This window comes from Photobacterium sanguinicancri, from assembly GCF_002265265.1.
GTDB classification, from domain to species: domain Bacteria; phylum Pseudomonadota; class Gammaproteobacteria; order Enterobacterales; family Vibrionaceae; genus Photobacterium; species Photobacterium sanguinicancri.
Genome location: NZ_NOIF01000062.1, coordinates 1 through 25083, shown reverse-complemented (window position 1 = coordinate 25083; position 25083 = coordinate 1). Strand labels below are relative to the sequence as shown.

General features: G+C 42.9%; 28 protein-coding genes. 7 read left to right on the top strand and 21 right to left on the bottom strand.

The window, feature by feature from the left end:
- The first annotated feature begins 170 nt into the window (after window positions 1–170).
- Window positions 171–470, top strand: a complete 300-nt coding sequence (locus tag ASV53_RS11320) for a DUF406 family protein (RefSeq protein WP_062689478.1) — start codon at window positions 171–173, stop codon at window positions 468–470.
- 311 nt (window positions 471–781) lie between these two features.
- Window positions 782–946 carry a hypothetical protein gene (locus ASV53_RS25445; RefSeq protein ID WP_164488546.1) on the top strand — a complete coding sequence of 55 codons (165 nt, stop codon included), beginning with the start codon at window positions 782–784 and terminating at the stop codon, window positions 944–946.
- Window positions 947–1026: 80 nt separating this feature from the next.
- Here ASV53_RS25445 and ASV53_RS11315 read toward each other — a convergent pair whose 3' ends face one another.
- The 16 genes from ASV53_RS11315 to ASV53_RS11240 all read right to left on the bottom strand — a co-directional run bounded on the left by ASV53_RS11315 (window position 1027) and on the right by ASV53_RS11240 (window position 14900).
- The gene (locus ASV53_RS11315; RefSeq protein ID WP_239928784.1) at window positions 1027–1278 is read right to left on the bottom strand and encodes a DUF1496 domain-containing protein; all 252 of its coding nucleotides are present in this window, start codon (window positions 1276–1278) and stop codon (window positions 1027–1029) included.
- A gap of 155 nt (window positions 1279–1433) precedes the next feature.
- Window positions 1434–1763 (bottom strand): DMT family transporter, encoded by a 330-nt coding sequence (locus ASV53_RS11310; protein WP_062689475.1) that lies wholly within the window; start codon window positions 1761–1763, stop codon window positions 1434–1436.
- Window positions 1757–2164 (bottom strand): DMT family transporter, encoded by a 408-nt coding sequence (locus tag ASV53_RS11305; protein WP_094957167.1) that lies wholly within the window; start codon window positions 2162–2164, stop codon window positions 1757–1759. The genes ASV53_RS11310 and ASV53_RS11305 overlap by 7 nt, the downstream gene beginning before the upstream one ends.
- Window positions 2165–2220: 56 nt before the next feature.
- Window positions 2221–2955, bottom strand: a complete 735-nt coding sequence (locus ASV53_RS11300; RefSeq protein WP_094957166.1) for a hypothetical protein — start codon at window positions 2953–2955, stop codon at window positions 2221–2223.
- Window positions 2956–2966: 11 nt separating this feature from the next.
- The gene (locus ASV53_RS11295) at window positions 2967–3620 is read right to left on the bottom strand and encodes a phosphate propanoyltransferase (RefSeq protein WP_062689468.1); all 654 of its coding nucleotides are present in this window, start codon (window positions 3618–3620) and stop codon (window positions 2967–2969) included.
- On the bottom strand, window positions 3617–4249 hold the full coding sequence (locus ASV53_RS11290; RefSeq protein ID WP_205049198.1) for a BMC domain-containing protein: 633 nt from the start codon (window positions 4247–4249) through the stop codon (window positions 3617–3619). Before ASV53_RS11290 ends, ASV53_RS11295 begins: the two co-directional genes overlap by 4 nt.
- A gap of 6 nt (window positions 4250–4255) precedes the next feature.
- Complete coding sequence (gene cutD / locus ASV53_RS11285; RefSeq protein ID WP_062689465.1) at window positions 4256–5230, bottom strand: choline TMA-lyase-activating enzyme; 975 nt, start codon at window positions 5228–5230, stop codon at window positions 4256–4258.
- Between the two features lie 104 nt (window positions 5231–5334).
- Window positions 5335–8748, bottom strand: coding sequence for a choline trimethylamine-lyase (gene cutC, locus ASV53_RS11280; RefSeq protein WP_094957164.1), 3414 nt, complete (start codon window positions 8746–8748; stop codon window positions 5335–5337).
- Between the two features lie 93 nt (window positions 8749–8841).
- Complete coding sequence (locus tag ASV53_RS11275) at window positions 8842–9984, bottom strand: 1-propanol dehydrogenase PduQ (protein WP_094957163.1); 1143 nt, start codon at window positions 9982–9984, stop codon at window positions 8842–8844.
- A gap of 14 nt (window positions 9985–9998) precedes the next feature.
- Window positions 9999–10256, bottom strand: coding sequence for a EutN/CcmL family microcompartment protein (locus tag ASV53_RS11270; protein WP_094957162.1), 258 nt, complete (start codon window positions 10254–10256; stop codon window positions 9999–10001).
- A 24-nt stretch (window positions 10257–10280) separates the two neighbouring features.
- Window positions 10281–11933 (bottom strand): acetaldehyde dehydrogenase (acetylating), encoded by a 1653-nt coding sequence (locus tag ASV53_RS11265; RefSeq protein WP_094957161.1) that lies wholly within the window; start codon window positions 11931–11933, stop codon window positions 10281–10283.
- Window positions 11934–11994: 61 nt separating this feature from the next.
- Complete coding sequence (locus tag ASV53_RS11260; protein WP_062689455.1) at window positions 11995–12273, bottom strand: BMC domain-containing protein; 279 nt, start codon at window positions 12271–12273, stop codon at window positions 11995–11997.
- Between the two features lie 12 nt (window positions 12274–12285).
- A complete protein-coding gene (locus tag ASV53_RS11255; protein ID WP_062689453.1) occupies window positions 12286–12570 on the bottom strand; it encodes a BMC domain-containing protein in 285 nt (94 codons plus the stop codon).
- A 19-nt stretch (window positions 12571–12589) separates the two neighbouring features.
- A complete protein-coding gene (locus ASV53_RS11250) occupies window positions 12590–12868 on the bottom strand; it encodes a BMC domain-containing protein (RefSeq protein ID WP_048899356.1) in 279 nt (92 codons plus the stop codon).
- A 701-nt stretch (window positions 12869–13569) separates the two neighbouring features.
- Window positions 13570–14076 (bottom strand): FidL-like protein, encoded by a 507-nt coding sequence (locus ASV53_RS11245; RefSeq protein WP_062691372.1) that lies wholly within the window; start codon window positions 14074–14076, stop codon window positions 13570–13572.
- A gap of 2 nt (window positions 14077–14078) precedes the next feature.
- A complete protein-coding gene (locus tag ASV53_RS11240) occupies window positions 14079–14900 on the bottom strand; it encodes a winged helix-turn-helix domain-containing protein (RefSeq protein WP_094957160.1) in 822 nt (273 codons plus the stop codon).
- 899 nt (window positions 14901–15799) lie between these two features.
- On the opposite strand from ASV53_RS11240, the gene ASV53_RS11230 reads away from it, so the two are divergent.
- Window positions 15800–16651 (top strand): alpha/beta hydrolase, encoded by an 852-nt coding sequence (locus tag ASV53_RS11230; protein ID WP_094957158.1) that lies wholly within the window; start codon window positions 15800–15802, stop codon window positions 16649–16651.
- A 70-nt stretch (window positions 16652–16721) separates the two neighbouring features.
- Here ASV53_RS11230 and ASV53_RS11225 read toward each other — a convergent pair whose 3' ends face one another.
- From ASV53_RS11225 to ASV53_RS11215, 3 genes are read right to left on the bottom strand one after another with little or no spacing between them, the layout of a single operon-like run.
- Complete coding sequence (locus ASV53_RS11225; RefSeq protein ID WP_141226240.1) at window positions 16722–16922, bottom strand: FeoB-associated Cys-rich membrane protein; 201 nt, start codon at window positions 16920–16922, stop codon at window positions 16722–16724.
- Complete coding sequence (gene feoB, locus ASV53_RS11220; RefSeq protein ID WP_094957156.1) at window positions 16915–19410, bottom strand: ferrous iron transport protein B; 2496 nt, start codon at window positions 19408–19410, stop codon at window positions 16915–16917. The genes ASV53_RS11225 and feoB overlap by 8 nt, the downstream gene beginning before the upstream one ends.
- Window positions 19411–19414: 4 nt before the next feature.
- Entirely contained in the window at window positions 19415–19663 is a 249-nt protein-coding gene (locus ASV53_RS11215; RefSeq protein ID WP_094957155.1) for a FeoA family protein, read from the bottom strand.
- Window positions 19664–19871: 208 nt separating this feature from the next.
- Here ASV53_RS11215 and ASV53_RS11210 point away from each other — a divergent pair, with 208 nt between their 5' ends.
- The 4 genes from ASV53_RS11210 to ASV53_RS11195 all read left to right on the top strand — a co-directional run bounded on the left by ASV53_RS11210 (window position 19872) and on the right by ASV53_RS11195 (window position 22848).
- A complete protein-coding gene (locus tag ASV53_RS11210) occupies window positions 19872–20183 on the top strand; it encodes a hypothetical protein (RefSeq protein ID WP_062691380.1) in 312 nt (103 codons plus the stop codon).
- A 48-nt stretch (window positions 20184–20231) separates the two neighbouring features.
- Window positions 20232–21020: a DUF4198 domain-containing protein gene (locus ASV53_RS11205; RefSeq protein ID WP_062691382.1), complete on the top strand. Its 789-nt coding sequence runs from the start codon at window positions 20232–20234 to the stop codon at window positions 21018–21020.
- 164 nt (window positions 21021–21184) lie between these two features.
- Window positions 21185–21874: a DUF1007 family protein gene (locus tag ASV53_RS11200; protein WP_094957154.1), complete on the top strand. Its 690-nt coding sequence runs from the start codon at window positions 21185–21187 to the stop codon at window positions 21872–21874.
- 14 nt (window positions 21875–21888) lie between these two features.
- Window positions 21889–22848 (top strand): nickel/cobalt transporter, encoded by a 960-nt coding sequence (locus tag ASV53_RS11195; protein WP_094957153.1) that lies wholly within the window; start codon window positions 21889–21891, stop codon window positions 22846–22848.
- Window positions 22849–22965: 117 nt separating this feature from the next.
- Here the strand turns inward: ASV53_RS11195 and ASV53_RS11190 are convergent, their stop codons facing one another.
- Together ASV53_RS11190 and eptA are read right to left on the bottom strand one after the other, a co-directional pair.
- The gene (locus ASV53_RS11190; protein WP_062691389.1) at window positions 22966–23325 is read right to left on the bottom strand and encodes a diacylglycerol kinase; all 360 of its coding nucleotides are present in this window, start codon (window positions 23323–23325) and stop codon (window positions 22966–22968) included.
- A 37-nt stretch (window positions 23326–23362) separates the two neighbouring features.
- The gene (gene eptA, locus ASV53_RS11185) at window positions 23363–24973 is read right to left on the bottom strand and encodes a phosphoethanolamine transferase EptA (RefSeq protein WP_094957152.1); all 1611 of its coding nucleotides are present in this window, start codon (window positions 24971–24973) and stop codon (window positions 23363–23365) included.
- Between the last annotated feature and the right edge of the window lie 110 nt (window positions 24974–25083).

The following is a 25083-nucleotide window of genomic DNA, read 5'->3' as shown; positions in this document are numbered from 1 at the left end:
TATTATTTTACTTAGGTCATTTGAGCCTGTTATCAGGCTCTTTTTTTCGCTCTATGAACATGAATGGATGAATATTCAACTTTTACAATCCTATTTTTCATCAATATTCCATAGCACTCAACCTGCCAAGACATTACACTATGCCCATAAAACCAATGGGGATTAAAGTCATGTCAAACCAAGATTTAGAACATCAAGCCTGTGAAGCTTGTGGCGTTTCAGCTGAAATGGGATTTATCATTAAAGAAAATGATGATGTTGCTGAAGTGCAGATTTTTGCGAATGGCAAAACAGCACTACTTGCTGAATTAAATAACTATTTAGCATTGGCTAAAGAAGTGAATGCAAATTTCAAGCACGAAACAAATGAAATCACAGAAGATAGTCAACAGCTAACAGCTCGTATCGAGTTTGAATGCAGTGCTGAAAAGCTTATCTTTGAATTACGTAGCCGCTCTATCGCTAAGTAATCAAGAGACTGATAACATTCTTAATAGGAATGGATAACTAATCAGGTGCTTAACGGTTTATCACATTCAGCACCTGATTATTTTTTCACCACTGATACATTACTTATCTACTAACCTTGGTTAGCCACGCAAAATAAATCACTGCATTCGAATAAAAACCCAGCTTAAGCCTCCCCCTTCGCATAAAAGCTCAAATTCGCTATGCGAATTAAATACTGGAAATTATCTCAGCTTTGTATAAAATCTAAACCAGAGTATGCATTATGACGCATTACATTTATACCAGGTTTAATTTAAGAAGGGATGCATTTATGAAAACTAACAAGGCAAAAGTGATTTCGAGCTGGAAACCAACCAACAGTCGTGAAGCTGCAGCAATGAAAGAACTGCTAATGAATGAGATGGGTGTAACAGCGACTCACCACCAAGGTGGGACTGGTAAACTAGCACCTAATTCAGGCCGCATGGTACGCTAGAATCAAACAAATTTATTGTAATAGCAGTGGTCTATCGCCACTGCTCTTTCGTTTAAAGCAATAAAGCCAATCTGCAGCTATTAAACACCGACTTTGTGCCAACTTAGTGCTCCATTTTGTTCAAACGACTTTTCTGGCAAGCACTCCAGTAATATCTTCTCAACGCTAATGACAGCGCCTAACGAATAAGCTTTATCATCATAAAAGCACACCCGCTTTCCGACGTTTGGCACATCAATTTGCACCTTCGTTTTCGTACCTGTAGAAATCGTTTTACTCTCAAATGCTTGGGCAGAAGCACTGATACAAAGCGCACCCAGTAATATCATCATCCCTTTCATTGGTTTTGGCCTGTTATTCTTTTATGAGTAGCGCCACTCTACCACAGCATAAATCACATTACTTTGTAGCAAGTAAAACAATAAGTTACCGATACAACAAAGCCGACTATTCGCCGGCTTTAAATACAAATTCAACCACAGGATGATTACATTTGTGAGAACATATTCATGGTAATGCCACCAGTGATAATCAAGCCCATTGCGATAATCGCGGGAAGATCAGGTTTTTGTTTATATAGCACCATAGAACAAAGCGTTACACCAACAATACCGAAACCACACCATAAAGAGTAAGCAATACCAACGGGGATATAACCCATTGCTTTTGTCAGTGCAAAGTAACAAATACTGTAAGCACTAATCACAAGGATTGACGGGCCAAGCTTACGGAAGTTATTGGTTTTTTTTATGAACGAGGTACCTGTAATTTCAGAACAGATAGACAAGGCTAACCATAATACGCCTGCATTTAACATTGTACTTCTCCCTCTTTAATTGTTGTTTTTACTTCCACTTCTTCGGCTTCTTCTTCACCCATTTTTGAGAACAGGTTCATGATGATGATGCCGCTGGCAATGATCGTCATTCCTATCATTGCAGCCATATCAGGGTGTTGACCGTAGAACACCATACCCAAGGTTGATACTAATAAGATCCCAGTACCAGACCATGTCGCATACGCTAAACCTACCGGTAAGTATTTCACTGCTTGCGACAGAGAGTAATAACAAACGATGTAAAGAAGAACGATAACCGCTAGTAATGCCGTTTTAGTGAAACCAACACTGGTATCAAACATTTTTAGGGTTGATGTTGCCGAGGTTTCAGATGCAATAACCAGTACCATCCACAACCATTTTTTTACAGATTCAGACATTTTCAGCTCCTAGCTTAAATTAAATTTTGTCTTACGATTGGATAAAATTGTCACACTCACTGTTGTTGTTCTTTTATGTATTCCGCGGCAAGATCCGTTAAATTATCTTGCAACGTGTAGGCATTCACTCCTTTGCTTTTCACCTCATTAAGGGTGATATATCCTGATAGCGGATCAGCTGTAGATACACTCGGTGTTTCTGGCTTATTTAACGCCATGCCTTGTGTTTTCGTCTCTTGCATTACCGCTTTTATGTCAGTTAACGACCCGCTTTTAGCGCCTAATGTTGTTATGGTTACGAGTTGTTGTTTTGCTCTCTCGCACATAACGGCATTAGTCGACAGTCCGAGTAATTGATTAAGCTCGCTGGTTAAATCACACTGATAATCCAATACGTACGTTGGCATGCCTTTCATCAGCGCATACTGAAACAAGACTGCCGCGGGGCTTAAATACATCCCGTTACTGACTTCACCAAGGGTGGCAAAATCCAAATAAGGAAACAGTATTTGCTCATATTGGTTAAGCCACTCTGATGGATTTGTGCCATCCCAGTGGGCTTGAGTACCAAGGTGCTGGACTGCCATCAGTTCATTTTTAAGGTGCTGGTTTGAGTTTTGGCTCGCCAAAATATGCCAATGTATCCCTTGCCATGTAGCCAATTGATTCGCTATTTCATGGTGATAACCATTGGCTGCAGTCAGCACAATTAATGTTGGCTTACCCATTTTCGCGAGTACTTGTTCAACGATGGTGTTAATAGTGCTGTCGTTAAAACCTTGCTCACTCATGCTTTACTCCGTTAACTCACGAGATAAACTGCGTCGCCTGAACGAATACCTGCGGCATTGGCTTCATCCGTGTCGATATGAAACTCAAGTGCGTAACGGCTATCGACTCGAACAACCACTTGTTCAAATACCAACCCACATTGCTGCCCAGCACTGACGCGTACTTTTTGACCATGCTCAACCCCTAGTACCAAAGCATCTTGCGGTGACATATGAATATGACGTTGCGCACAGATAACTTTTGATTGCAGATTGGCATGCCCAGCAGTGCCCACTAGCAATGCATCAGCAGATTGATATAAATCTCCAGACTCTCGAACTGGGGCTTTAATGCCTAAGGCATAGCAATCAGCCTTAGATACTTCGAGTTGTGTTTCTGCCCTTGCTGGACCTAATACACGCACTTTACTTAGACTGCCTTTAGGACCAACAACCATGACGCACTCTTGGGCTGCAAATTGGCCAGGTTGACGCAGTTCCTTTAGCGGGGTTAGTTGATAACCTGCACCAAACAGTGCTTCAATATCAGGTTGCGAAAGGTGTACATGGCGGTTTGATACCCCAGTTGGAATACCAACAGGGGTATCCGACGACACGGCTTGTACCCACGCTTGTGAAGCAGGTAGGCGCAGCTGAATTTGATTCATTAATGCCGTATTAATCATTTTTTGCTTCCCTGCGATTTTGTTGCGCTTACTCGTTTGCGACGCGATGACGCGGGCTTACGTTTCGGCTCATTGGTTACGGGTGTCTCTTCTTGGGTTTCTTTGGCTATTGCAGGTTGTTGCTCCATTGCTGTTGGAACCGCTGGCTCCGACGTCTCAGCAGGTTGAGAGTCTGATAACGAATTCGTTGCAATTGTTTTATTTTCACCATCATTCGCCTTGATTGATTCTGCTTGCACAGCCTCATTCATTGACGTCAGTTCAGGTATTACCTCTTCTTCTATCGAAGTCTGTATTACGGTTTCTTCAACCGGTACTTTCCGTTCGGATTCATCGGCCACAGCATGTAAAATAGGACCTCTCGCCAACATAGCGAGCACACTGCTATCTGGCCGTGCCATCACTAACGCCATGTTGCTTGCAGACTGCTCACGAATAGCATTAAGACCACTATCCACCGCTGCTTTTACTGCACTGATTTCACCTTCAAAGTAAACGGAAACCAATCCAGAACCCGCTTTTCGGTACCCCGCTAAGCTCACGCCTGCTGCTTTACATGCAGCATCCGCAGCATGAATGGCAGCAGTGAAGCCAACGGTTTCTATCACTCCAAGACTTATCGTCATCATTTCTCCTTAATGTCGAACTAAGCGAATGTCGAAATCAAATTTGGTGAAAAAGTCACTCAATTGGTTCAGCTCTTCATCGCTATAACCAAGGTCTTGGGTGATGGGATAAATCATGTCGAGCTTGTCGTACTTGGTTTTACCAAACTGGTGGTAAGGTAGAACATCAATTCGCTGGATATTGCCGTTACCGCGTTTGGCTAGCTCCATCACGTATTCAAATGCACCAGTGATCGAGTCGTACGAATCGTTATGGCCTCGGATCAGTGGCATACGAATCACAATATTGGCGCCAAGCTCAACAAGGCGTTCAAGGTTACGTTTTACGCCTTCATTACCTATGCCTAGTAGCTCGCGATGCTGGTTAGTGTCGATTTGCTTGATATCAAACAAAAACAAATCAGTGCATTTAGCTAACTTTTCGTAATTGGCAAGGCTGGTTGTCCCCTGCGTTTCAATGGCGGTATTGATCATCTGCTTTTTACATTCAGTAAGTAGCGCTGCTGCAAAATCTGTTTGTAAGCTCAGCTCGCCGCCACCAAGAGTGACACCACCACCAGAAGACATGTAAAAATCATAATCTTGCATGACGATTTCCATCAGCTCTGGCACGGTGACGTCTTTGCCCATAATGTCTAATGCGTTGCCCATACAAACGTCTTCACATTTACGGCAGCCAATACAATCAACATTTCGATTAATGGAGTGAACCGCGTTGCCATCAGCATCCGTCGACATTAGGTGAACGCCAGCAGGGCAAACGTCGGCACATTTACCACAGGCAATACATTTATCGTGGCTAAACATCACTTGAAACTTACTGCTTAATCCTTCAGGGTTGGCACACCACTCACAACGTAAGTTACAGCCCTTGAAAAAAATCAGCGTACGGATCCCATCACCGTCATAAATAGAGTATTTTTGAATATTAAAAATACGGCCTTTCAACTCGGTTTCATTACTCACTTCAATTACCCCAGTCATTGTTGTTCTCCTCACTTTGCTTGCGCATTTGCCTTCACATATTTGCTACTGTTCAGGCTTAGTGGTGTTTTATGTAAGGGGGCTTTCACCCCCTTAGTGCTGGGTTAGAATTTTTCTAAAACCGTACGGCTGATGATTTCATCCTGAACTTCTTTACAAAGTTCAACGAAGTAAGCGCTGTAGCCTGCAACACGAACAATCAAGTCGCGGTATTTTTCAGGTTCAAGTTGGGCTTTTTTCAACACTTCGTTATCGACGTAGCTGAATTGCATTTGGCCGTTACCCAAAATTGATGCAGTACGTAATAAGGTGATCAGACCGTTTTTCCCTTCAGGGGTATCAAGTAGCCCTTTCAGGAATTTGAAGTTGTGCACCATGCCGATATTCATGGTTTCAACGTTCATTTTACTGACTGATTTAATGATGGCTGTTGGACCATTTTTATCAGCGCCTTGGGTCGGGCTGATACCATCCGATAGCGGCATCCATGCTAAACGTCCGTTTGGCGTTGCATTGGTTAACTCACCAATTGGAGTGTTGTTAGAGATAGATAAGGTGCCGTGACTCATGGTTGAATACAGCATTTGGTAATCGCGACATTCGCGTTCGGTCCATTCGGTAATATCCAGAGCAAACTCATCGGCATAGTTATCATCGTTACCGAATTTAGGTGCGTTTAAGCAGTCGCGGCGAAGCTCTTCAAAGCCTTCGAAGTTAGCCAGCATCGCATCACGCATTTGATCTAAGGTGTATTTTTTATCTTCAAAGACCAACTTGCGAATAGCAGCCATTGAATCGACATAGGTCGCTAGACCAGAGAAAATCAAACCAGGGCCGTGGTTGATTACCGCGCCACCCGCCGCTACATCTTTACCTTGCTCCATACAGCCTTCAACCATCAAAGACATCAGTGGCTTAGGTGCAACATCGCGGTGTACACGTTGGCTAATAACAGTACCAATTGCAGACAATTTGATGATGTGTGCAATCTGTACTTTCACTGCTCGCTCGAATTGTTCGAAAGAGTGAATTTGGTTTAATTCGCCCGTATCAAGACCTTGGTAGCTATCAAATAACACCATACGGCCTCGGTTTAGAACGAACTCAATCGCAATCGGCCATTGGGTGTAACCTGTTGATGTCCATTGGTAAATACGGCCCGATTTTTGCGGTTCCACACAGCCCATTAAGCAGTAATCGCGTGCATCTTCAAAATCGTAACCTTTACGTAGCATCATCTTGATGTGAGAGTCATCGAAGTGACAGGCTGGGAAGCCCATGCCTGCTTTAACCACATCCACAATTTTCTCTAGGTAATGCTGTGGTGATTGGTTGTGGATACGACATGCCAGCGACGGTTGGTACACTTTTACATAGCGCACTGCGTCCATGATCATCAGCGTAAGATCATTGGTTGCATCGCCACCTTGGCGCTTCTGACCACCCACTGTTAAGTTGATAAACGGCTGGTAACCCGCGAAGTATTTCGCACCTAGCTCGCTCGACATCCACATCAATTCAGCACACTTGATGATGAAAGCTTGCATCATTTCAAGCGCTTGATCTTCTGTTAGGCGCCCTGAATCAATATCTGCACGGTACATTGGGTAGCAGTACTGGTCTAAACGTCCAAGTGACAGACCCGTTTGGTTTTCTTCCACTTCAAATAGCGACTCAATAGTCCAGATGCTTTGCAGTGCTTCTTGCAATGTTTTAGGCGGATTTGCAGGTACGTTTTCGTTCGTTTGAGCAATGGTTAATAGCTCAGCACGACGTTGTGGGTTCGTTTCTTTTTCCGCTAATTCCAATGCATGCGCCGCGATACGGTGCGAATAAGCCACCACACCGTCACAGGTTTCAATCGATGCTTTATAGAAGTAGATCTTGTCGATGTCGTCTGGGTTTTCCATACTTAGCGATGCCAATTTTTCTTCCGCATCAGCTTTAATACCGTTCATACCTTTTGTGAACAGTAGAATGTCGTAACCCGGGCAAGTATCACCACCACCGTTAATTTGGTGGTAAGACAAATCACTGACAAAGGTTTCACCACTGAAGTCCCAAAGCCCTGCTTCGCGGTATTGCGCTTCACAAATTTCATCAAGCGAGCGGCCTTCCCAGAACGGAACGATCTCTTCGCGAATAACGCGTTTGTCTTCTTCTGAAATTTCAAACGGGTCTTGTGCGCGCGTGCTCATGGTATCAAGCTCATCACGTACCCAACGCCACGCGATATCTGGCGAGAATGCACCAGCACGTGGTTTGCCACATGGATGACCAACAATAAGTTCATCATCTTGAATAAGTAGCGGTGCCGTTTCACACGCAAAACGGAAAGCTTTAGCGCGCAATAAAATGAGCGGTAGGCCTTGGTGTTTTTTGGTCACTTCGGTAAATGCTTGAGCGCGGTAGATAGACACGCTTGGACGTGCTTTTAGGTAGTTACTACGTAAGCGTTGCATACGTGGCGTTAACCCTTCCATTTCTTTCACATCACATTCTGCAGCAGCGGCAAAACACGATGCTTCTGTCGTCGTCGCAGCAACAGCGCCAGCTTGGTATAAACGCATTTGTAGCGCATTGTTCAAGCTTGCTAGATTATTACGTGCCGCAAGTAACATGGTAGAAAGTTCGTTTTGTACCAGTTGACCATCTGTCATCTGGCCGCCTTGCACTAACCAATCGAACATTGGGTAGCCAGCAGTTGCAACATCAGCACGCACTTCAGAAAGCTCAACCAGTTTCAGCCATAAAGACTCAACCACTTCGTAAGCTTGTTCTGCGGTGATCACGCCCGCATTAATATCACGTTGGTAGTAACCGTAAAGCGCTTTATCGAAGCCAATATGGCCGACAGCGTAACCGCCGTTATCAAGGTGCATCATCAGTTGAATTAAGTAGAACGCCTGACACGCTTCTTTAAATGTGCGCGCTGGTTGGCCAAGAATATGACGCAGTGTTGCTGCAGCTTCTTGTAGTTCAGCTTTACGGTATGGGTGACTTTCAGCGCTCGCTTTCGCATCTAATTCTGCGGCTAAACGTTGGGTCAAGGTATCGGCACCTTTGCAAGCCAACAACATGGCTTTGCCTTGGTTAACTTCATCCATGCCATTACGGCTGATCGCGCTACCAATATTTTTAAGGCGAGATTCCATGTGCTGCTCGAGCACTTTAAGACCGGTGCTAATCACTGTCATGTAATCTGGCGTGTTACTTGTATCGCTATTTAAGAATCCAAATACCGACGGGCTATTAAGCTCTTCTTCTGTATGGAAAATAGCGCCACGTAATGCTGATGATTGACTACCTACAATTAATTCATCTTGGCCGATGTATAACGGTAGATCTGACATTAGTTGACTGAAGTGTTGTGCTTTTTTAACCAGCGGTTGCATGCCAGCAATGTCTTCGCCAATAGAGGCTAAAATAGTTGCACGTTCTGAATTAATAGAGCTGTTTTTTGCAAGTAACTTTTCAGCCAGCATTTTTACACGCGGCGTTAGAGAATAGTTGGCCATTTTAGCCTCTCCTACTATTTTGTTTCAATTTGGCCAGCAATACTGGCCATTCGAATATTGGATAAATGCGTAACCGTTTTTACATAACGACAGTTACGTTAACGATGCCGATAGAAAACTCTGGCGATACAAGGTTTCCAGTTCTATTGCGCTCGCGGAGCGCGGACTGGTTGGGGTACAGTTGTCTTGTTCGGCCAGCGTTACCATCGCAGTCAGTGCGGTGTTAAAGTCATGCTCTGCAATACCACAAGCTTGAATATTGGTAGGTAACCCAAGTTGTTCACGTAACACATCTATGGCAACTAATAAGCTACGCACACCTTCACGATAATCAGCAGCTGGTAAACCAAGCATTGCTGCGAGTCGTGCGTATTTCTTCGCCGCAGGCGTATCACATGCCCCAGTGAAGTCAGCGTTAAAAGCAACTATCTGGCTCATTAATAAGGCATTGGCACGGCCGTGCGGTACACCAAATTTACCGCCAAGCGCATGCGCCAGACTATGGGTGATCCCCAAAGAAGCATTGGTAAATGCCATACCCGCAATACACGATGCGTTGTGCATTTTTTCACGCGCTTGAAGGTCGCTACCTTGCAGGTAACAATCCAACAGGTGAGCAAAAACTAGCTGAACGGATTTTTCCGCCAGTGCATCACTAAAATCAGAAGCTTGGTTAGACACGTAGGCTTCCAGCGCATGACACAGAACATCCATTCCGGTATCAGCAGTGATCGCAGCAGGTACTGACTTCACCAATGCAGGGTCAAGAATGGCAAGGTCTGGTAGCATGTATTCATCAACGACAACCCACTTTTCAGTGTTAGATTTAATCACTGAAAAGGCTGTCACCTCAGAGCCAGTGCCACTGGTTGTAGGAATCGCGACAAAGTACGGCTTGTGCTGTAACTGACCACCTTGCGATAAGGTATAAATCACCCCTTTCGCCGCATCGATAACAGAGCCTCCACCGACCGCAACCACAACGTCTGGTTTTGCAGCAACAAACGCTTTCATACCATTCGCAATCACAGCCAAATCAGGATCGGGCGTCACATCAGCAAATACATCAACCACCATCTGATTCGCTTGCAAATGCTGGCCAACCATTTCTGCGATACCAAACTTAACCATGGCTTGATCTGTGATGATCAATGCACGCTGACCTTGTAGAGTGCGCAATTTAGTCAGTGCGTTAGCACCAAATTGAATGGCTGGCTTGATCTGAAATTCATTCATGTTTCTGCCTTTCCCTATCGACCTTGATGGATCTTTTCTACGATGCCGACAATCGACATAGCCTTGTACTGTTGCTTATGGAGCGCAAAGTACTCTTCAACTAACACATGGTCGTTAACACCTGCGCCAACACAATCAACCGCGACATAAGTACGATCTTTCACAGGCTCTAAATCATCGCCAAGTGCTGTTACAAGTAATAAATTGGAACCACGTAGCTCATCACTTTTCTGGGTAGCGACGACACGTCCAGTCACTGTTGCAAGAATCATATTCTTACCACCTTGGTTTAAGTGCTATGGCGCAAGACGACCCATGACTTGTTTAATAATGCGCTCAACTTGCGCTTCATTTATCTCGTCATTTGCAGGGCTTACTGCGGTTGTAAAACGATCGTCACCTTGATTAGAGGCAATGGAGTTTGAAGCAGCAGGAATTACGGCTACCGTTGGCGCTACATCAGAACCTGTGAAGCGTGTATCTTCAAAAATACTGACAGGCTTAGCTGATGTCGGAGCGGCAGTTGGTTCAACGCACGCACTGAATGTCGGATCACAAGCAGGAGCAGGTGCGGCAACAGGTTGACGGAGATCTTCGATAGAACGGACGCCATAGCCGACTTTTCTTACATTCAATAAGTTCATCGGGCCAACGTTATCGGAGCTAGAACCACCACCAAGTGCACCACAGCCCAATGTCAGGGCTGGCGTAATATTGGTTGTTGCTCCAATGCCACCAAGGGCTGCTGGCGTATTCACTAGCATTCTGAAGACAGGTTTTTCTAATGCAAATTCGCGTACTACGTCAGGATTCTGAGTATGAATAACCAGGGTATGACCCATGCCTTCATTGGTTAGCAAAGCTAAAACTCGCTCGCACGCTGTGTGCCAGTTTTCTTCAACATACAGACCAAGTACAGGACACAGTTTTTCGCGTGAGTATGGGTTTTTCGGCGATACTGTCGTTTGTGGTGACACTAATACCGTTGTTGTAGCAGGCACAATAAAGCCCGCTTTTTGTGCTAACGTAACAGCGCACTGACCAACTAACTCTGGATTGATCATGCCATTTGGACGCAATAAGATTGCAGCAAGTTGATCTGATTCTTGTTCATTCATCAGGTAAGCACCTTGACGAACTAACTCGAAATGAACTTGGTCATAAATGCAACGCTCAGCAATAATGGATTGCTCTGACGCACAAATAACACCGTTATCAAATGTTTTACTGGTGATAATATCTTTGACGGCTTGCGGTATATTTGCACTGCGCTCAATGAATGCAGGGCCATTACCTGGGCCACCACTGATGGTAGGCGTACCTGAAGCATAAGCTGCACGCACCATGCCTTCACCACCTGTCGCTAAGATCAAAGACACATCTTTGCTCTTCATTAGCGTTTCAGTTGCTTGCATTGTTAATAACGTTACACCGTCGACAATCCCTTCAGGTGCGCCCGCTTCTAATGCTGCACGTTTAACAACATCAATTGCTTGCTGGCTACACACTTTTGCATTCGGGTGTGGCGAGAAAATGATGGCATTACCCGCTTTTAAAGCGATCAATGTTTTGTAGAAAATTGTCGACGTTGGGTTTGTCGACGGGACTAACGCTGTAATCACACCAAGTGGAACACCGACTTCCATGACCTTTTTCGCTGAATCGTCAGCAATAATGCCCACGGTTTTCATATCACGGATATGTTGGTGTACTTGGGTTGAAGCAAATAGGTTTTTAAGTACCTTGTCTTGCCAGCGACCAAAACCTGTTTCTTGGTGAGCTGACTTCGCTAACGTTTCTGCATGGCGCGCGGCTTCAGCAGCAATGTGAGCAACAATTTTATCAACTTGTTCTTGTGTGAACTTCGCAAATTGACGCTGAGCATTTTTCGCATTCTTCACCAACTCACGAGCGGCTTGAATGGATTGCAAATCTTTATCTAACATCATGACCATAATCCTTCATCTTACTTCCCGCTAGCGAGGCATCGCCCAGCCAGCAGGACTATCCTCATGCTCGGTGCTGAGAGGCAATTTTTTCGATGTCGTTATGTGGGCGAGCAATCACACGGTGTGATACCACAGTGCCAACTTTCTGAGCGGCTTCGATGCCAGACTCAACCGCAGCGTTCACAGCGCCTACATCACCTTTTACCATTACAGTCACTAAACCTGAGCCCACATTTTCGTAGCCGATAAGTTCAATATTCGCGGCTTTACACATTGCATCGGCAGCTTCAATTGCTGGAACTAACCCTTTTGTTTCAATAAGACCTAATGAGTCTCTCATCGGATATTCCTTTTATTCAGTCATGGTGTATTGAGAAACGATTTTCTCAATATCAGTATGTGGACGAGCAATCACTAGCGAAGTTACAACTTCACCAACACGCTGTGCAGATTCAACGCCTGAATCAACCGCGGCTTTTACCGCACCTACATCACCGCGAACCATCGCTGTAACTAAACCTGAACCCACATTTTCGTAGCCAATCAGATCAACATTTGCTGCTTTACACATTGCATCTGCCGCTTCAATACATGCGACCAAACCTTTAGTTTCAATCAAACCTAATGCGTCTTTCATTACAAACTCCTTGTTAGCCTTAGGCTTTATGCTTAATTACAATCTTGTCGATGTCGTTATGAGGGCGTGCAATCACTAACGATGTCACGACTTCACCCACGCGCTGTGCAGATTCAACACCTGAATCAACCGCTGCCTTTACGGCACCTACATCACCTTTGACCATGGCAGTCACTAAACCTGAACCTACGTTTTCGTAGCCAATCAGTTCGACATTCGCGGCTTTACACATTGCGTCTGCAGCTTCAACACATGCCACAAGACCTTTTGTTTCAATCAAACCTAATGCGTCACCCATGTTTGATTCCTCCGTTACTGAGATTAAATATTGTTATTAGGAGGTGGCTAGAAAAGCAGGAGGCTTGCTGTGTCATTCAATAAAAACAAGCCATTAGCGACCTCGAAATGACTATATCCCCACAAAAAACAAAATGGCAGATTACCCCTCAAATGTAAGATAATTAGCTAATTACTCTGCAATAACTGGGAATTAACACCCTTGTTTATCAAATAATCCTGTTTTTTAGGTTTTGTCGACATACTGTAAAAACATTTGCACACCATATTCTCTATTTAGTTTTCACAGAGAATTCAATTGAAAATTATTCTTATTTGTCAGTCAGTTAAGGATGATAAGTGTGAAGTTGAGCAGATATATTGCACAAGGTAATGCCATCATCTGGGGATAGGTACAGCATCAGAAGTAGCGATAGGAGAGAGAATAAGAAGATAATTGATGACTTTCATTCTCGGTATCAAAAGCAGGCATAGCAGCCTTTTCGACTGCAATGACAACATCGAGTAGCTGGCCTTCCATTTTGTATGGATCAACGTTGATACCAATAGGATAAGTAGGTGTTCAGGTAATTGACGGGATAAATAACGCGTGGGTCTGGGTAGGACAGTAATCACAATTACTGTAGAGCAATAAAGTATTGATGCAGAAAAACCCGAAGCACAAAGCGACGAGTTATTGCCTGATCATTTAATCAATGGAGCCTAATCTGTTAGCGCGCACACAAACAACGGAGAGTTAATCGAGCTCAGTAACACAGTATCATGATTAAGCTGTTTAACCTGAATTTGGAGTGCGTGATTACTGTCAGACATCTCACGCATAAAGTAGTCAAAAATCACATCGGGTGCCTCATCGATAGATGATTTACTCGACGACCAACTTTTCACTTTATACATACGTTCAAGATCAGAAACGCGCTGGCTATAATATTCAAATTTCACGTACCGCTGAAGGTATAACCAACCTGCTTTTGAATCTGAATACCCTTCCACCACCATAGATCCTTTTCCTCCGACAGCAAAATGGAAATGGACGTTAACATTAACAGTTTCGGTTTCGGTATCCTCGAAATGCATAATGGCACGAGCAGTGCATTTCATCTCCCCACTATTTTCAGGCATGACTTTAGCTAAAAAAGGGAGAGTACAAAGCAGAAAAAGAATAAGCGCATAAAAGAAAAATATCTTACCACTTTTATTTGAATGCATGCTTATTTCCAAGAATAGTAAAAGTAATTATCGCAGTAGGCATATGGGTTATTTTCATTCTTTGCACATTGCGCCATGAAAGTTCGGCCTAGCCCTTTATTTTTAAACTTATCGCTGTAATAGAAAATAAAGCGCCGGTCATCATTACATTCAAGCGATAACTTTTCGCGTACTGCATCGAAACTTAGTTTATAACTTTTACCCATCTCACTATTTATCATTTTCTCATTAGAAAACAATTCACAAACCTGATCTGAAACTTGGTTAAGTTGCACAATATTAATGGATCGTTCAGAGATAATGGCCGTCCACAATAAAACCAATGCCGCTGTAAACAAAACTGCACTTGCCATCATCCAGTTACGCTCTTGCTCTTCAGTCTGCTCTGGTAACTCTGTCGCTGTCGCTGTCGAGCTATCAGCCACCTCAGCGGATTCATTCGGCTCTTGTGCTGACTCTTCCTGATTAATAAACAACGGGTGTAATTGATTACCATCAATCACTTCAATGACTAAATCTTTGCTTAACTCTAATCTACCGCGCGCGACGGTGATGATAGCGTTCTCAATTTGATAGTTACGAAAAGATTTACGCAATAAGCTCAGGTATTGGTTTAGATTACTATTGGATGAAGTGAGTCCATTATCATCCCATACTTTCTGCATTATCTCATCACGAGTTATTACCCCGGGATTCTGTAGTAAAAAATAGAGTAAAGCATTTGCTGTAATTGAAAGGTGTGTATCCGAAGTACCATTATCATCAATACTTAATGTTGCATCCGTGGCATCATAATAAAGAAATCCATTAATTTTGTACTTCATGTTTCAACTACAAATCCATCTAAATAATAAAACCGTTCTATTCTTATCTTATCAATGCAACACACAGTATATTTACCATTATTACATCTCATAAACATTTTCAAAGCATATGAAAGGTGTTTGCTTTATAGATATACTAGATAGTAGTGCTATAAAGATTTTCCAGTATGATTTAGATCAATCTATACTTGTCATACCAGTGTGTAATTTACTATTCTGTCAACTAAATCACATCTTGCATAAATACTTTTTCATCAATCGGTATTTATCGACCTAAATTTATACCCTGAGGGAACATTACAGATATTTGATAGGAGTTACACTGGGAAGTAACAAAATGACTAGCACTTTTCGATGAAGAGTTTAGAGAGTTTAGAGAGTTTAGAGAGTTTAGAGAGTTTAGAAGGAATAATAGGAAGCAAACAATCTATTGCCAGCCTCCAGGTATCAAGTAACAGAGATCTTGCGTGGATTAACTAAATACATTAGTTATTCCCTTTCAAACAACCAGAGTCTGATTCAAGGTCAATAACAGCAAGCACTACAATAGACACAAAAAAAACACTATAACCTAACCAAAACCAAGTACTCATTGCATAGCCTACATAATAGTTTTCCGATCGCTCCTTCATTTTCTTTGTCATCCATTGACACTGTCATTATAGATTCGATAACAAACCATTTCAATATGCACCTAAGCCTTATTATTAGATACCCGCTATCATTCCAATATTTAGTAACCTAACCTGAATCTCATTAACAAGAAGTTTAGCTGAGTACCAAAACATTCTGTGTGATATTTTCGCTTCAAACCATCCTAAATCGAACACTTCTTTGCTGACAACACAAGTCCATTTATACTGACAGCTCTCAATTAAGCAATGTAGGCGAATAGCTAAATGACTCATCACGAAGCCTTTTTCACTAATGCCACGGGAAATAAGATTTTTACACAATCGTGGCACGCTGAAGGTAATCAACCACAAGCCATCGTCATTGTTGTTCATGGCTTAGGTGAGCATTCTGGGCGTTATCAAAACCTCATCCAAACCTTACTCCCTCACAACATTACCGTGTATGGTCTTGATCATACGGGCCATGGGAAAAGTGAAGGCAAAAGAGTCTATATAGACAAGTTTGATGAGTTCATTGATACGCTTGATAGCTATGTTGATCAGGTAAAAGAGACTCGCCCTGATTGTCCTCTTTTCCTTATCGGGCACAGCATGGGCGGTTTAATCACCTCTACCTATCTTCTTCAGCATCAAAACAAGGTTAACGGAGCGGTTCTCTCTGCACCGGCGATTCAACCACCAGCACAAATTTCTCCGCTTCTAATTAAACTGGGAAAATATATTGCAGCAATCGCACCAGCCCTACCTGCTGTCGCGCTTGATATAAAAGGCATAAGCCGCGATCCCAGCGTTATTGAACGTTACCTACAAGACCCATTGGTACATTCAGGTAATGTAACAGCAGGATTAAGCCGCCAAATACAGCAGGCCATGGACAATATGGCTCAAAATGCCCATCTGATTAATCTGCCCTTACTTATATTACAAGGAACTGAAGATCGATTAGTAAACCCACGAGGGGCGAATTTTTTGGTTAACGCCGTTTCAAGTACAGATAAAACACTCAAACAATACGATGGCTTATATCATGAATTGTTTAATGAGCCAGAGAAAGAACACGTACTAAAAGATCTTTCTGAGTGGCTAGCACTACATATTGTAGGCAGTGCACTTTAATAAAATAAGCCGAATATAAAAACGACCGCTTTTAAAGGCGGTCGTTACTGGTATTAACACGGTTGGGTTGCTAGCGTTTACTTCGTTCTTTATCACGCGGCTTTGAAGGGCAAGCACTGGCACAGCTATCACAACTTCCGCACTCCCCTTTCTTTTTCCAAAGCTTCTGATAAAGATAATAAACCGCCGCTGCCACAATCAAACCAAACAGTGCTATATCTTGCCAATGATTAGCGGCATCAGTAACAAGCGCAGAACTGGAATTACCCATTTTCATTCCTTAGCTGTTGAGGCGTCAACCATCGTTGTTTCCAGCGTTTTAACGTATCGCTGCAAGCCACTAGCAACAGAGTAGCTAAGCTTGTGCCATATATCCAAGACATCATGGCAATACCAGATAGTGCAAATAAATTGCCAAGGGTATACGCGGTTGTTGCAACCAAAAAGCCTAAACCTGTTGGCAAGAATATCGCGAGTAACATCCAACGATACTGACCTGTTTGCACTCGGATCATGATCATCGTTGCTAAACATGGTGGATATAAAGCAAAGAACAAAATCACTGCAACCGCAGACAAATCACTACTGCCTTTGTCTTTGGTTTCCGAACTCATTCGGGCTTCAAGTGTGTCATTACTGTCGTCATCTTGCTGGAATAACACACCCAACGTTGCAACGCTGCTTTCACGGGCAGCAAAAGAAGACAGCAAGGCAACATTGATCTTCCAATCAAAGCCTGCCAATTGTGTCACTGGCTCCATTGAACGACCTAGCTGACCTAACAAGGAAGTTTCTAAGCGTAACTCTTTCATCTTACGTCTAATTTTCTTACGTGATGATGCTAACTTCCGAAGCTCTCGACTGATTTTTTTCGCTGCTTTATCGCCTTTAGGAGGCACAACTAAAGGATAAAACAACGCATTACGTTCAGAGAAAGCCACATTCACCGATTTAGACGCGCTCGGGCTAGTGGCATTCAATTTCGCACGCTTAAAGTCAGTGTAATAATTCACTAATGCTGATAGTTCAGCGGCAGGGACATTGTCTAAGTACGGGTTACCTTTTAGCTTAGTGTAAAAACGATCGATGGCTGCCGTTGCTTGCTGCTCAAACGTTTGTTGCTGACTATTGGGTACACCCGGGAATTGAAGCAAACAGAAAATCACCACTGATACTGCAATCACTATGGTGCCGACCTTCTTGATATAAATCCACGTTCGTTCAAACGCACGCGTCAGTACACTGCGCAATGTTGGCATATGGTAACGCGGTAATTCCATAACGAAAGGGGCCGTTTCTGTCCCTCTCAATACAGTTTTCGTCAGTAACTTGGCAACTAAAAGTGCCGCGATAATCGTGATTGTTGCAATATAGAACATCATTAATGCTTTATGTTCTACAAAGAAAATACTAACTAACAAGGTATACAGGGGGACTTTCGCCAAACAGTTCATGAATGGCACCGTTAAAATAGTGGCTAACCGTGCACGGTGATCGGGAATGCCTTTGGTTGCCATGATACCAGGTACAGCACAGCCACCAGCAAACACTCCACTTAAAATCATCGGTAAAGTACTCTGCCCATGCAGCCCAAATTTGTGCAAAATTTTATCGACGATAAAAGCGATTCGAGCCATGTAGCCAGAATCTTCTAATGCGGCTATTAAACCAAATAGGATCAAGAAAATAGGTACATAGTTTAATAGTGTATTGGCCGAATCGACGATCCATAGACCCATAGAGCGCACATAAGGATCATGTAAAAAGCCAGCCGCAGGTAAAAATCCAGCGATAAATTCGCGCGTAGCAGCCAAATAAGGCCAAGTGTAGTTGGTCAGCTCATAGCCATAGACAATTGATAGTTGGTAAATAAGAAATACCGTGGCTAATAATACGCATGGCGCGATATAGCGGTTCAGCACCCAACGATCAATTTTTTCTGTTCTTGTCTCTTTATCTGGTGTGGCTTCATGCACAACATCTTGTAATAACTGCTGAATGAAACCATTCCGGCACGTCATCACATAATCACTCACCGACATGGTAAGCAATGCTGTCAGATTGGGAATAGTCTCTTCCAACCATACCGATATTTTCTCCCACTCCTCTGTAGGCAACGCTTCTTTAAGTTGCCCTTCAACTACGGCGTCTTGCTCTAATAAACGTAACGCCAACCACTCTATCGGCTGGCCGAGGTAGTGTTGATTAGACTGCAACAATAATACTAACTGTTGCTGGGCCTGGGTTAATTTAGGTAACGAATACGGTAGCTGAGTAACGGTGGCTGTTGAAATCGAATCGGCGATTAACTGCTTTCCACGCGCTTGCTTACCTATTGTCTCAATAACAGGTAAACCAAGACGTTTCGACAACAAATCAGAATCAATGGTGATACCTTCCGATTGGGCAATATCCATCATATTAATAACAAGAACAAGAGGCTGAGATTGCTCAATCAATTGCATTGTTAAGTTCAAACCACGGGAAAGGTTTACTGCATCTAACACATTCAACACTGCTGTTGGTTTTAAGTCACTCAAAGCCTGCCGTGTGACGCGCTCTTCAAGCGAAAAACTCGATAAGCTATAGGTGCCAGGTAAGTCAACAAGACCACAGGTTTCATTACCAACCTTAAAGAAGCCCACCTTCTTATCAACCGTCACTCCAGGGTAATTTGCCACATGCTGACGCGCACCTGTGAGCATATTAAAAAGCGTGGATTTGCCTGCATTTTGTTGTCCAGCCAATAAAATCGTCATTTCGCTACTCCTTACTTTCAGCACGATTTTCCAGTAACTCAACTGAAACCATTTTTGCTTCTGCAATACGTAAACTCACACTTGCACGCCCCACCTTAACTTGAATAGGGTCACCAAATGGCGCATAACGAACTAATTTAATTAGCGTTTGAGGGAGAAGACCAAGATCCATCAGCCTTTGTCTTATTGCTCCTTCAGCATGATGTTGAAGAATAATTGCGTGTTGATGAGGGTGCAGTTGATCAAGTTTCATTTGAATAGTCGATATGAGATGTAAGGCATAATCTACTGAATTTACGTATATTGATAAACAAACTCAACTGCAAATAACAATAGTTATTATTAAGATGATCGCGATCAATTTTATGTCGAATGAAGCAGAATTTAACTGCGACTTAATTTAAAGTCGCGCCATCAATTCAGCGAGAGGCTGATACAAAAATAACCTGAAGGAATACCCTATGCGTTTTCAACAATTAGCTCTTATCACAGTCCTTTTTACCCCCACAATTGCGCTTGCTCATACGCCACTATGTTCATGCTATGACTCTGGTGATGGCACGGTACTTTGCGAAGGTGGCTTTTCAGATGGATCGTCAGCAACAGGGGTAGAAGTAAAAGTAATTAACGACAGTGATGAATTAGTCGTGAAAGGCAAAATGAATGAAGACAGTGAATTTGAATTCAACAAGCCAAAGTCGGGTTATCACGTTGAATTTAACGCGGGCCCTGGACACATCATCACCATCGATAGCGAAAATATTGTTGAATAATTTCTGGAAATAAAACGAACTCTGACACTCTATAAGGATAATACGATCATGAAAAAAACAACTCTTGCCCTTCTTGGCGCAGCAACTCTCTCTTTTTCAGCAGCAAGCCATGCTCACTTTCAAATGGCATACACGCCAGAGATGCAACTCGCTAAACCTGCGACGCTAGACATGAAATTGGTATTTGGACACCCAATGGAAAATGGCCATGTGATGGATATGGAGAAACCATTAGAATTCTTCGTTCAATTCAAAGACAAGCGCACAGACCTGATGTCTAAACTAAAAGAAATCAGCTGGCAGGGCCCTGAAAATAAAGCAAAAGCATACCAAGCAGACGTAAAAGTACAGCGTAACGGTGACTACATTTTTGCTGTAGTGCCAACGCCTTACTACGAGAAAAACGAAGACGTCTACATTCAGCAGATCACTAAAAGCTTCGTGAATAAAGGGGCGATGCCGACAGGTTGGGAAGAACCACTTGGTCTTAAAACAGAAATCCTACCATTAAACAAACCATACCAAGTTTTCGCGGGCGGCACATTCAGCGGTAAAGTCATCAGCGACGGTAAACCCGTTGCAGGTGCAGAATGTGAAATCGAATTTGTAAATACTGACATTAATCTAGAAAAGAATGCATTCGGTAAAACCAATTACCGCGAAGCACCTGCATCAGCTATTGTAGCGTTTACCGATGATAACGGTGTATTTACGTTTGGTATCCCTAAAGCGGGCACTTGGGGCTTTGCATGTCTAGGCACTGGTCCTGATACAGAATACCAAGGTAAAGAACTGTCTCAAGATGCTGTCATTTGGGTACAAGCTAAAGAGCTTTAAACCCAACAACACTGACTCTGTAAAAGTGAGTCAAGTGTATTAAAACAGGGTAATCATAAACGGAAGCTTGCCTTCCGTTTTTCTTTTTGGCACCAAGTACTGTCGATGATAAAATGTGATAAAGTAACATCCCACATCAAACCAAATTCGATGAAAATGGTGTCATGACAAAGCTGCTTTTACCTTCTACTTATATAGCCTTTTTTACTCAACTCCGCCGACGCTTTTCGATACTACTGCTCGGGGCATTATGTATTATACCTTCGGTATCTATTGCACACCCTCACTCTTGGGTCGATATTCAAACCGAAGTATTAGGGAGCTCAACCCATATAACAGGCTTAAGAATGCATTGGACGTTTGATGCAATGACTTCTGCCTATATGCTCGATGGTGAAGATACGTCAGCAAAAAATAAAGTCACGACTTTCCAAACTATTGCTGATTCTGTAATGGAAAACCTATTGCAGGAACACTACTTCACGTACTTCTACCAAAATGAGCAACCGATCAAATATAAGGTATCGCCTGGGGGGTCGTTAAGCCAAGATAGAATGAAAATCACTTTAAGTTTTGAGCTGCCTCTAGCTACCCCTCAACCGCTCCCTGAAAAGCCATTAGAGTTACGCGTATTTGAACCCAGCTATTACGTTGATCTGGCATGGAAAGCGAACAGCGATATCACCCTTGCTGAACCGCTGAAAGAACACTGCCAAGTGAGGGTGATTAAACCAAATCCGACAGCTGAACAAATGAGTTACGCTATGTCGTTGCCAGCCGATGCAGATCCTGATAACGCATTAGGTCAACTTTTTACTCAAACAGTCACTATTGTCTGTCAACCAAAGCTCTAATCAAGGTCAGTCAAATGCAATCAACCCGCTCTTCAGTCGCTCATTGGCTCTTTTCGATTTATGGCTTACTCACAGTATTAAGTTTGTTTAGCATCGTGGGCTACATCTTGTGGCAAGCTTGGCCAGCACTGCTCCTATCCGGTATGCAATGGCAACGCAGCCTCTATAGCACGTTAAGTGAATTGCTGTTTGATGCGAAAACGGAGCCACTCTCGGCCAGCATCAGCTTAGTGAGTGTTAGTCTATTGTATGGCATTTTACACTCTCTGGGGCCGGGTCATGGCAAGGTCATCGTCTCGACCTATGTGGCGACCCATCCCGCCAAAGTAACCATTAGCTTATGGATCACGTTACTGTCTGCATTAATGCAAGCCATTGTCGCGATCAGTCTCGTTTCTACTTTACGTTTTGTTTACCATACCTCCATGCGCGACATTAGCGCCCACGCTGACACCTTTGTCACTTGGAGTTTTTATGCCGTAATTGCTTTGGGTATTGCGCTAATAACACGCAGTCTCCGCACCTTATGGCGAATGCAGCTAACTAATAAAGCGCAAGATACTAACGTACCAAGCATGCAGGCTTGCTGCCATCATCATGCTTCTGCCGATAGCGTAAACCAAACAACATCCAAAAAAGAAATTGTCAGTATCATTGCCAGCATTGGTATCCGACCATGTACTGGCGCCATTATGGTGCTGCTGTTTTCCAATATGGTCGATATGTATTGGCTTGGCATAGTCAGTGCTATCGTGATGGCATTAGGAACCGCAATGACAACCTCTACCCTCGCAATGATGACAATTACAGGCAAGAAGTTGGCTCACTTTTATATTAAACATAATACGACTAAACCGACGTCAGTATTAACCGATCTTCGTCCTGTGGTACAAGCATTAGGAGGGGGGGCACTCATCATCCTTGGCATGGTGATGTTGCAGTCACAAGTACCGGGCATGTCCTCTGTTTTTTAATCTAGGTTTAACGACAGTTTACTTTGCACAAATAAAAAATCCCTAGCCAAAAGCTAGGGATTTTTTTAACACTCATCTATTAACATTCATGCTTCTTAAAGCAAAATGCCAAACTAGTTAAGTAAATAGGATAAGACCCCAAGTAACAGTCACCAGTGTCAACGCCACAAATACAGCCGCTGAACCAATGTCTTTTGCTCGGCCACTTAACTCATGGAATTCCGAACCTACACGGTCAACAACCGCTTCAACAGCTGAGTTAAGAAGTTCTACAATCACCACGATGAATAATGAGCCAATCATCACGACTTGCTCTAATTTAGTGACAGGTAAGAAAAAAGTAACGACAGTCAACAATGCCATTAATACGATTTCTTGACGAAAAGCAGCTTCGTGTTGCCAAGCCGCCTTTAAGCCTTTCATGGAGTAACCCGTCGCGTCAATAACGCGTTTAATACCGGTAGCACCAGGTTTCATGTAGATTTTCCTATATATAGAACTAAATTAAGATGCATTATTTTGAACATGTCGCAAACATGTCTAGCGCTGGTTTGTATTCACTTGTTTCGATATCCATCAAACCTAAGATTGAATGGAAGAAGTTGTCATGTGAATACTCGCCTTGCGCCATTTCCTGAAGACACTCAGTATTTAACTTATGCTTCTTGGTGAAGCTATCAGACATCCAAGTAACCATAGGTACATGCGTTTGGTAATCAGGGGCAATCGCGTACGGTAGACCATGTAAGTAGATACCGTTTTCACCTAATGATTCACCGTGATCAGACACATAAAGCATGGCTGTATTTACGCTATCGTCTTGTGCTTTCAGTGTATTGATCACTTCACTCAACAAGTAATCCGTATATAGCAAGGTATTATCGTAAGTGTTCACTAACTCTTCTTTGGAGCAATTCTGAATTTCAGCCGTATCACAGGTTGGCGTGAATTTTTTAAACTCATCAGGGTAACGTTTATAGTACGTAGGACCATGGCTACCTAGCAGGTGCAATACAATCACACCGTCCTTTTTGATGGCTGTAATCTCTTCGTCCAAGTTTTCAAGTAAAACACCGTCAAAACAGGTTCCCCTTGTACACAGTTCCTCACTTTTAGATTTGCTCGAATTAATATACGGCACGCGGTCGCAAGCACCTTTACAACCACTGTTGTTGTTCTTCCAAAGCACATCCACACCCGCGTGATCCAGCACATCTAATAGCCCTTCCTGGTGACGAGCAGTAGAAGCACTGTAAGATGACTTGGTCATATTCGAGAACATACATGGCAAAGAAACAGCTGTTGCAGTACCACATGAGCTAACATTCGGGAAGTTAATCACCCCCTCTTGCTTTGCTAGGTATTCGTTGGTTTCTTTCTCATAACCATTAAACGATGAGTTCATGGCACGCGCCGTTTCACCTACAACCACAACTAACACATTTTTTTGCTCGTTATCAGCATTGCGATTTACCGCATCTGTACCAATTTGGACAAATGGTAAGTTGGCTTCATACAAACGAGTTTTCGCAACACGGAACGTAGCTGTAATATAGTTAGTAGGATTAAGCGTCGATTTGATTTCTGCATTATTACGAAGTAACGATGCATAATCTTTGTAGTACATAGAGGCAATCAGAGCAACCACGACAACTGAACCAACAATACTTAGCGTTTTGAAGATCACTTCTTTAATTACGCCATTAAATTTAACTTCAATGCGACTCATAATGAAAAGTGGAATAACCGCTAATGATACAAACCACAATACAACCGATGTTGACATGTAGCTGGTCGCTTCATTGGTATCGGTTTCAATCACATTTACGATCATATCGTAATCAAGTACAACACCGTATTGGTGCATACCAAATGTCGCCATTGACGAAATAATAATGATCAAGCCAATCACCGCGCGGTGAAGGTATGGCCATGTGAACAAGGTGAATACCACATTCATTATCGCCAAGATAAAGAAAGGCAGAGACAACTTGAACCCCATTGACGCATCAGGCAGGGATTCAAAGATAATGTCTAAGCGTTCCCAAACGGCAATATTTTGGAAAATAGTAAAAAATAAAGCAATGAGCAGTGTGTATACAATGCTATTTAAGCGGATTTTCATTCGTATAGCGCCAGTATGTTCGTTTCTCTAAGAAACTGGTCAAAAATTCTTCCAGATTATGCACGTCATACAAAAAAAAGTAAAAAATAATTCTCAACAAGCATTAGGTT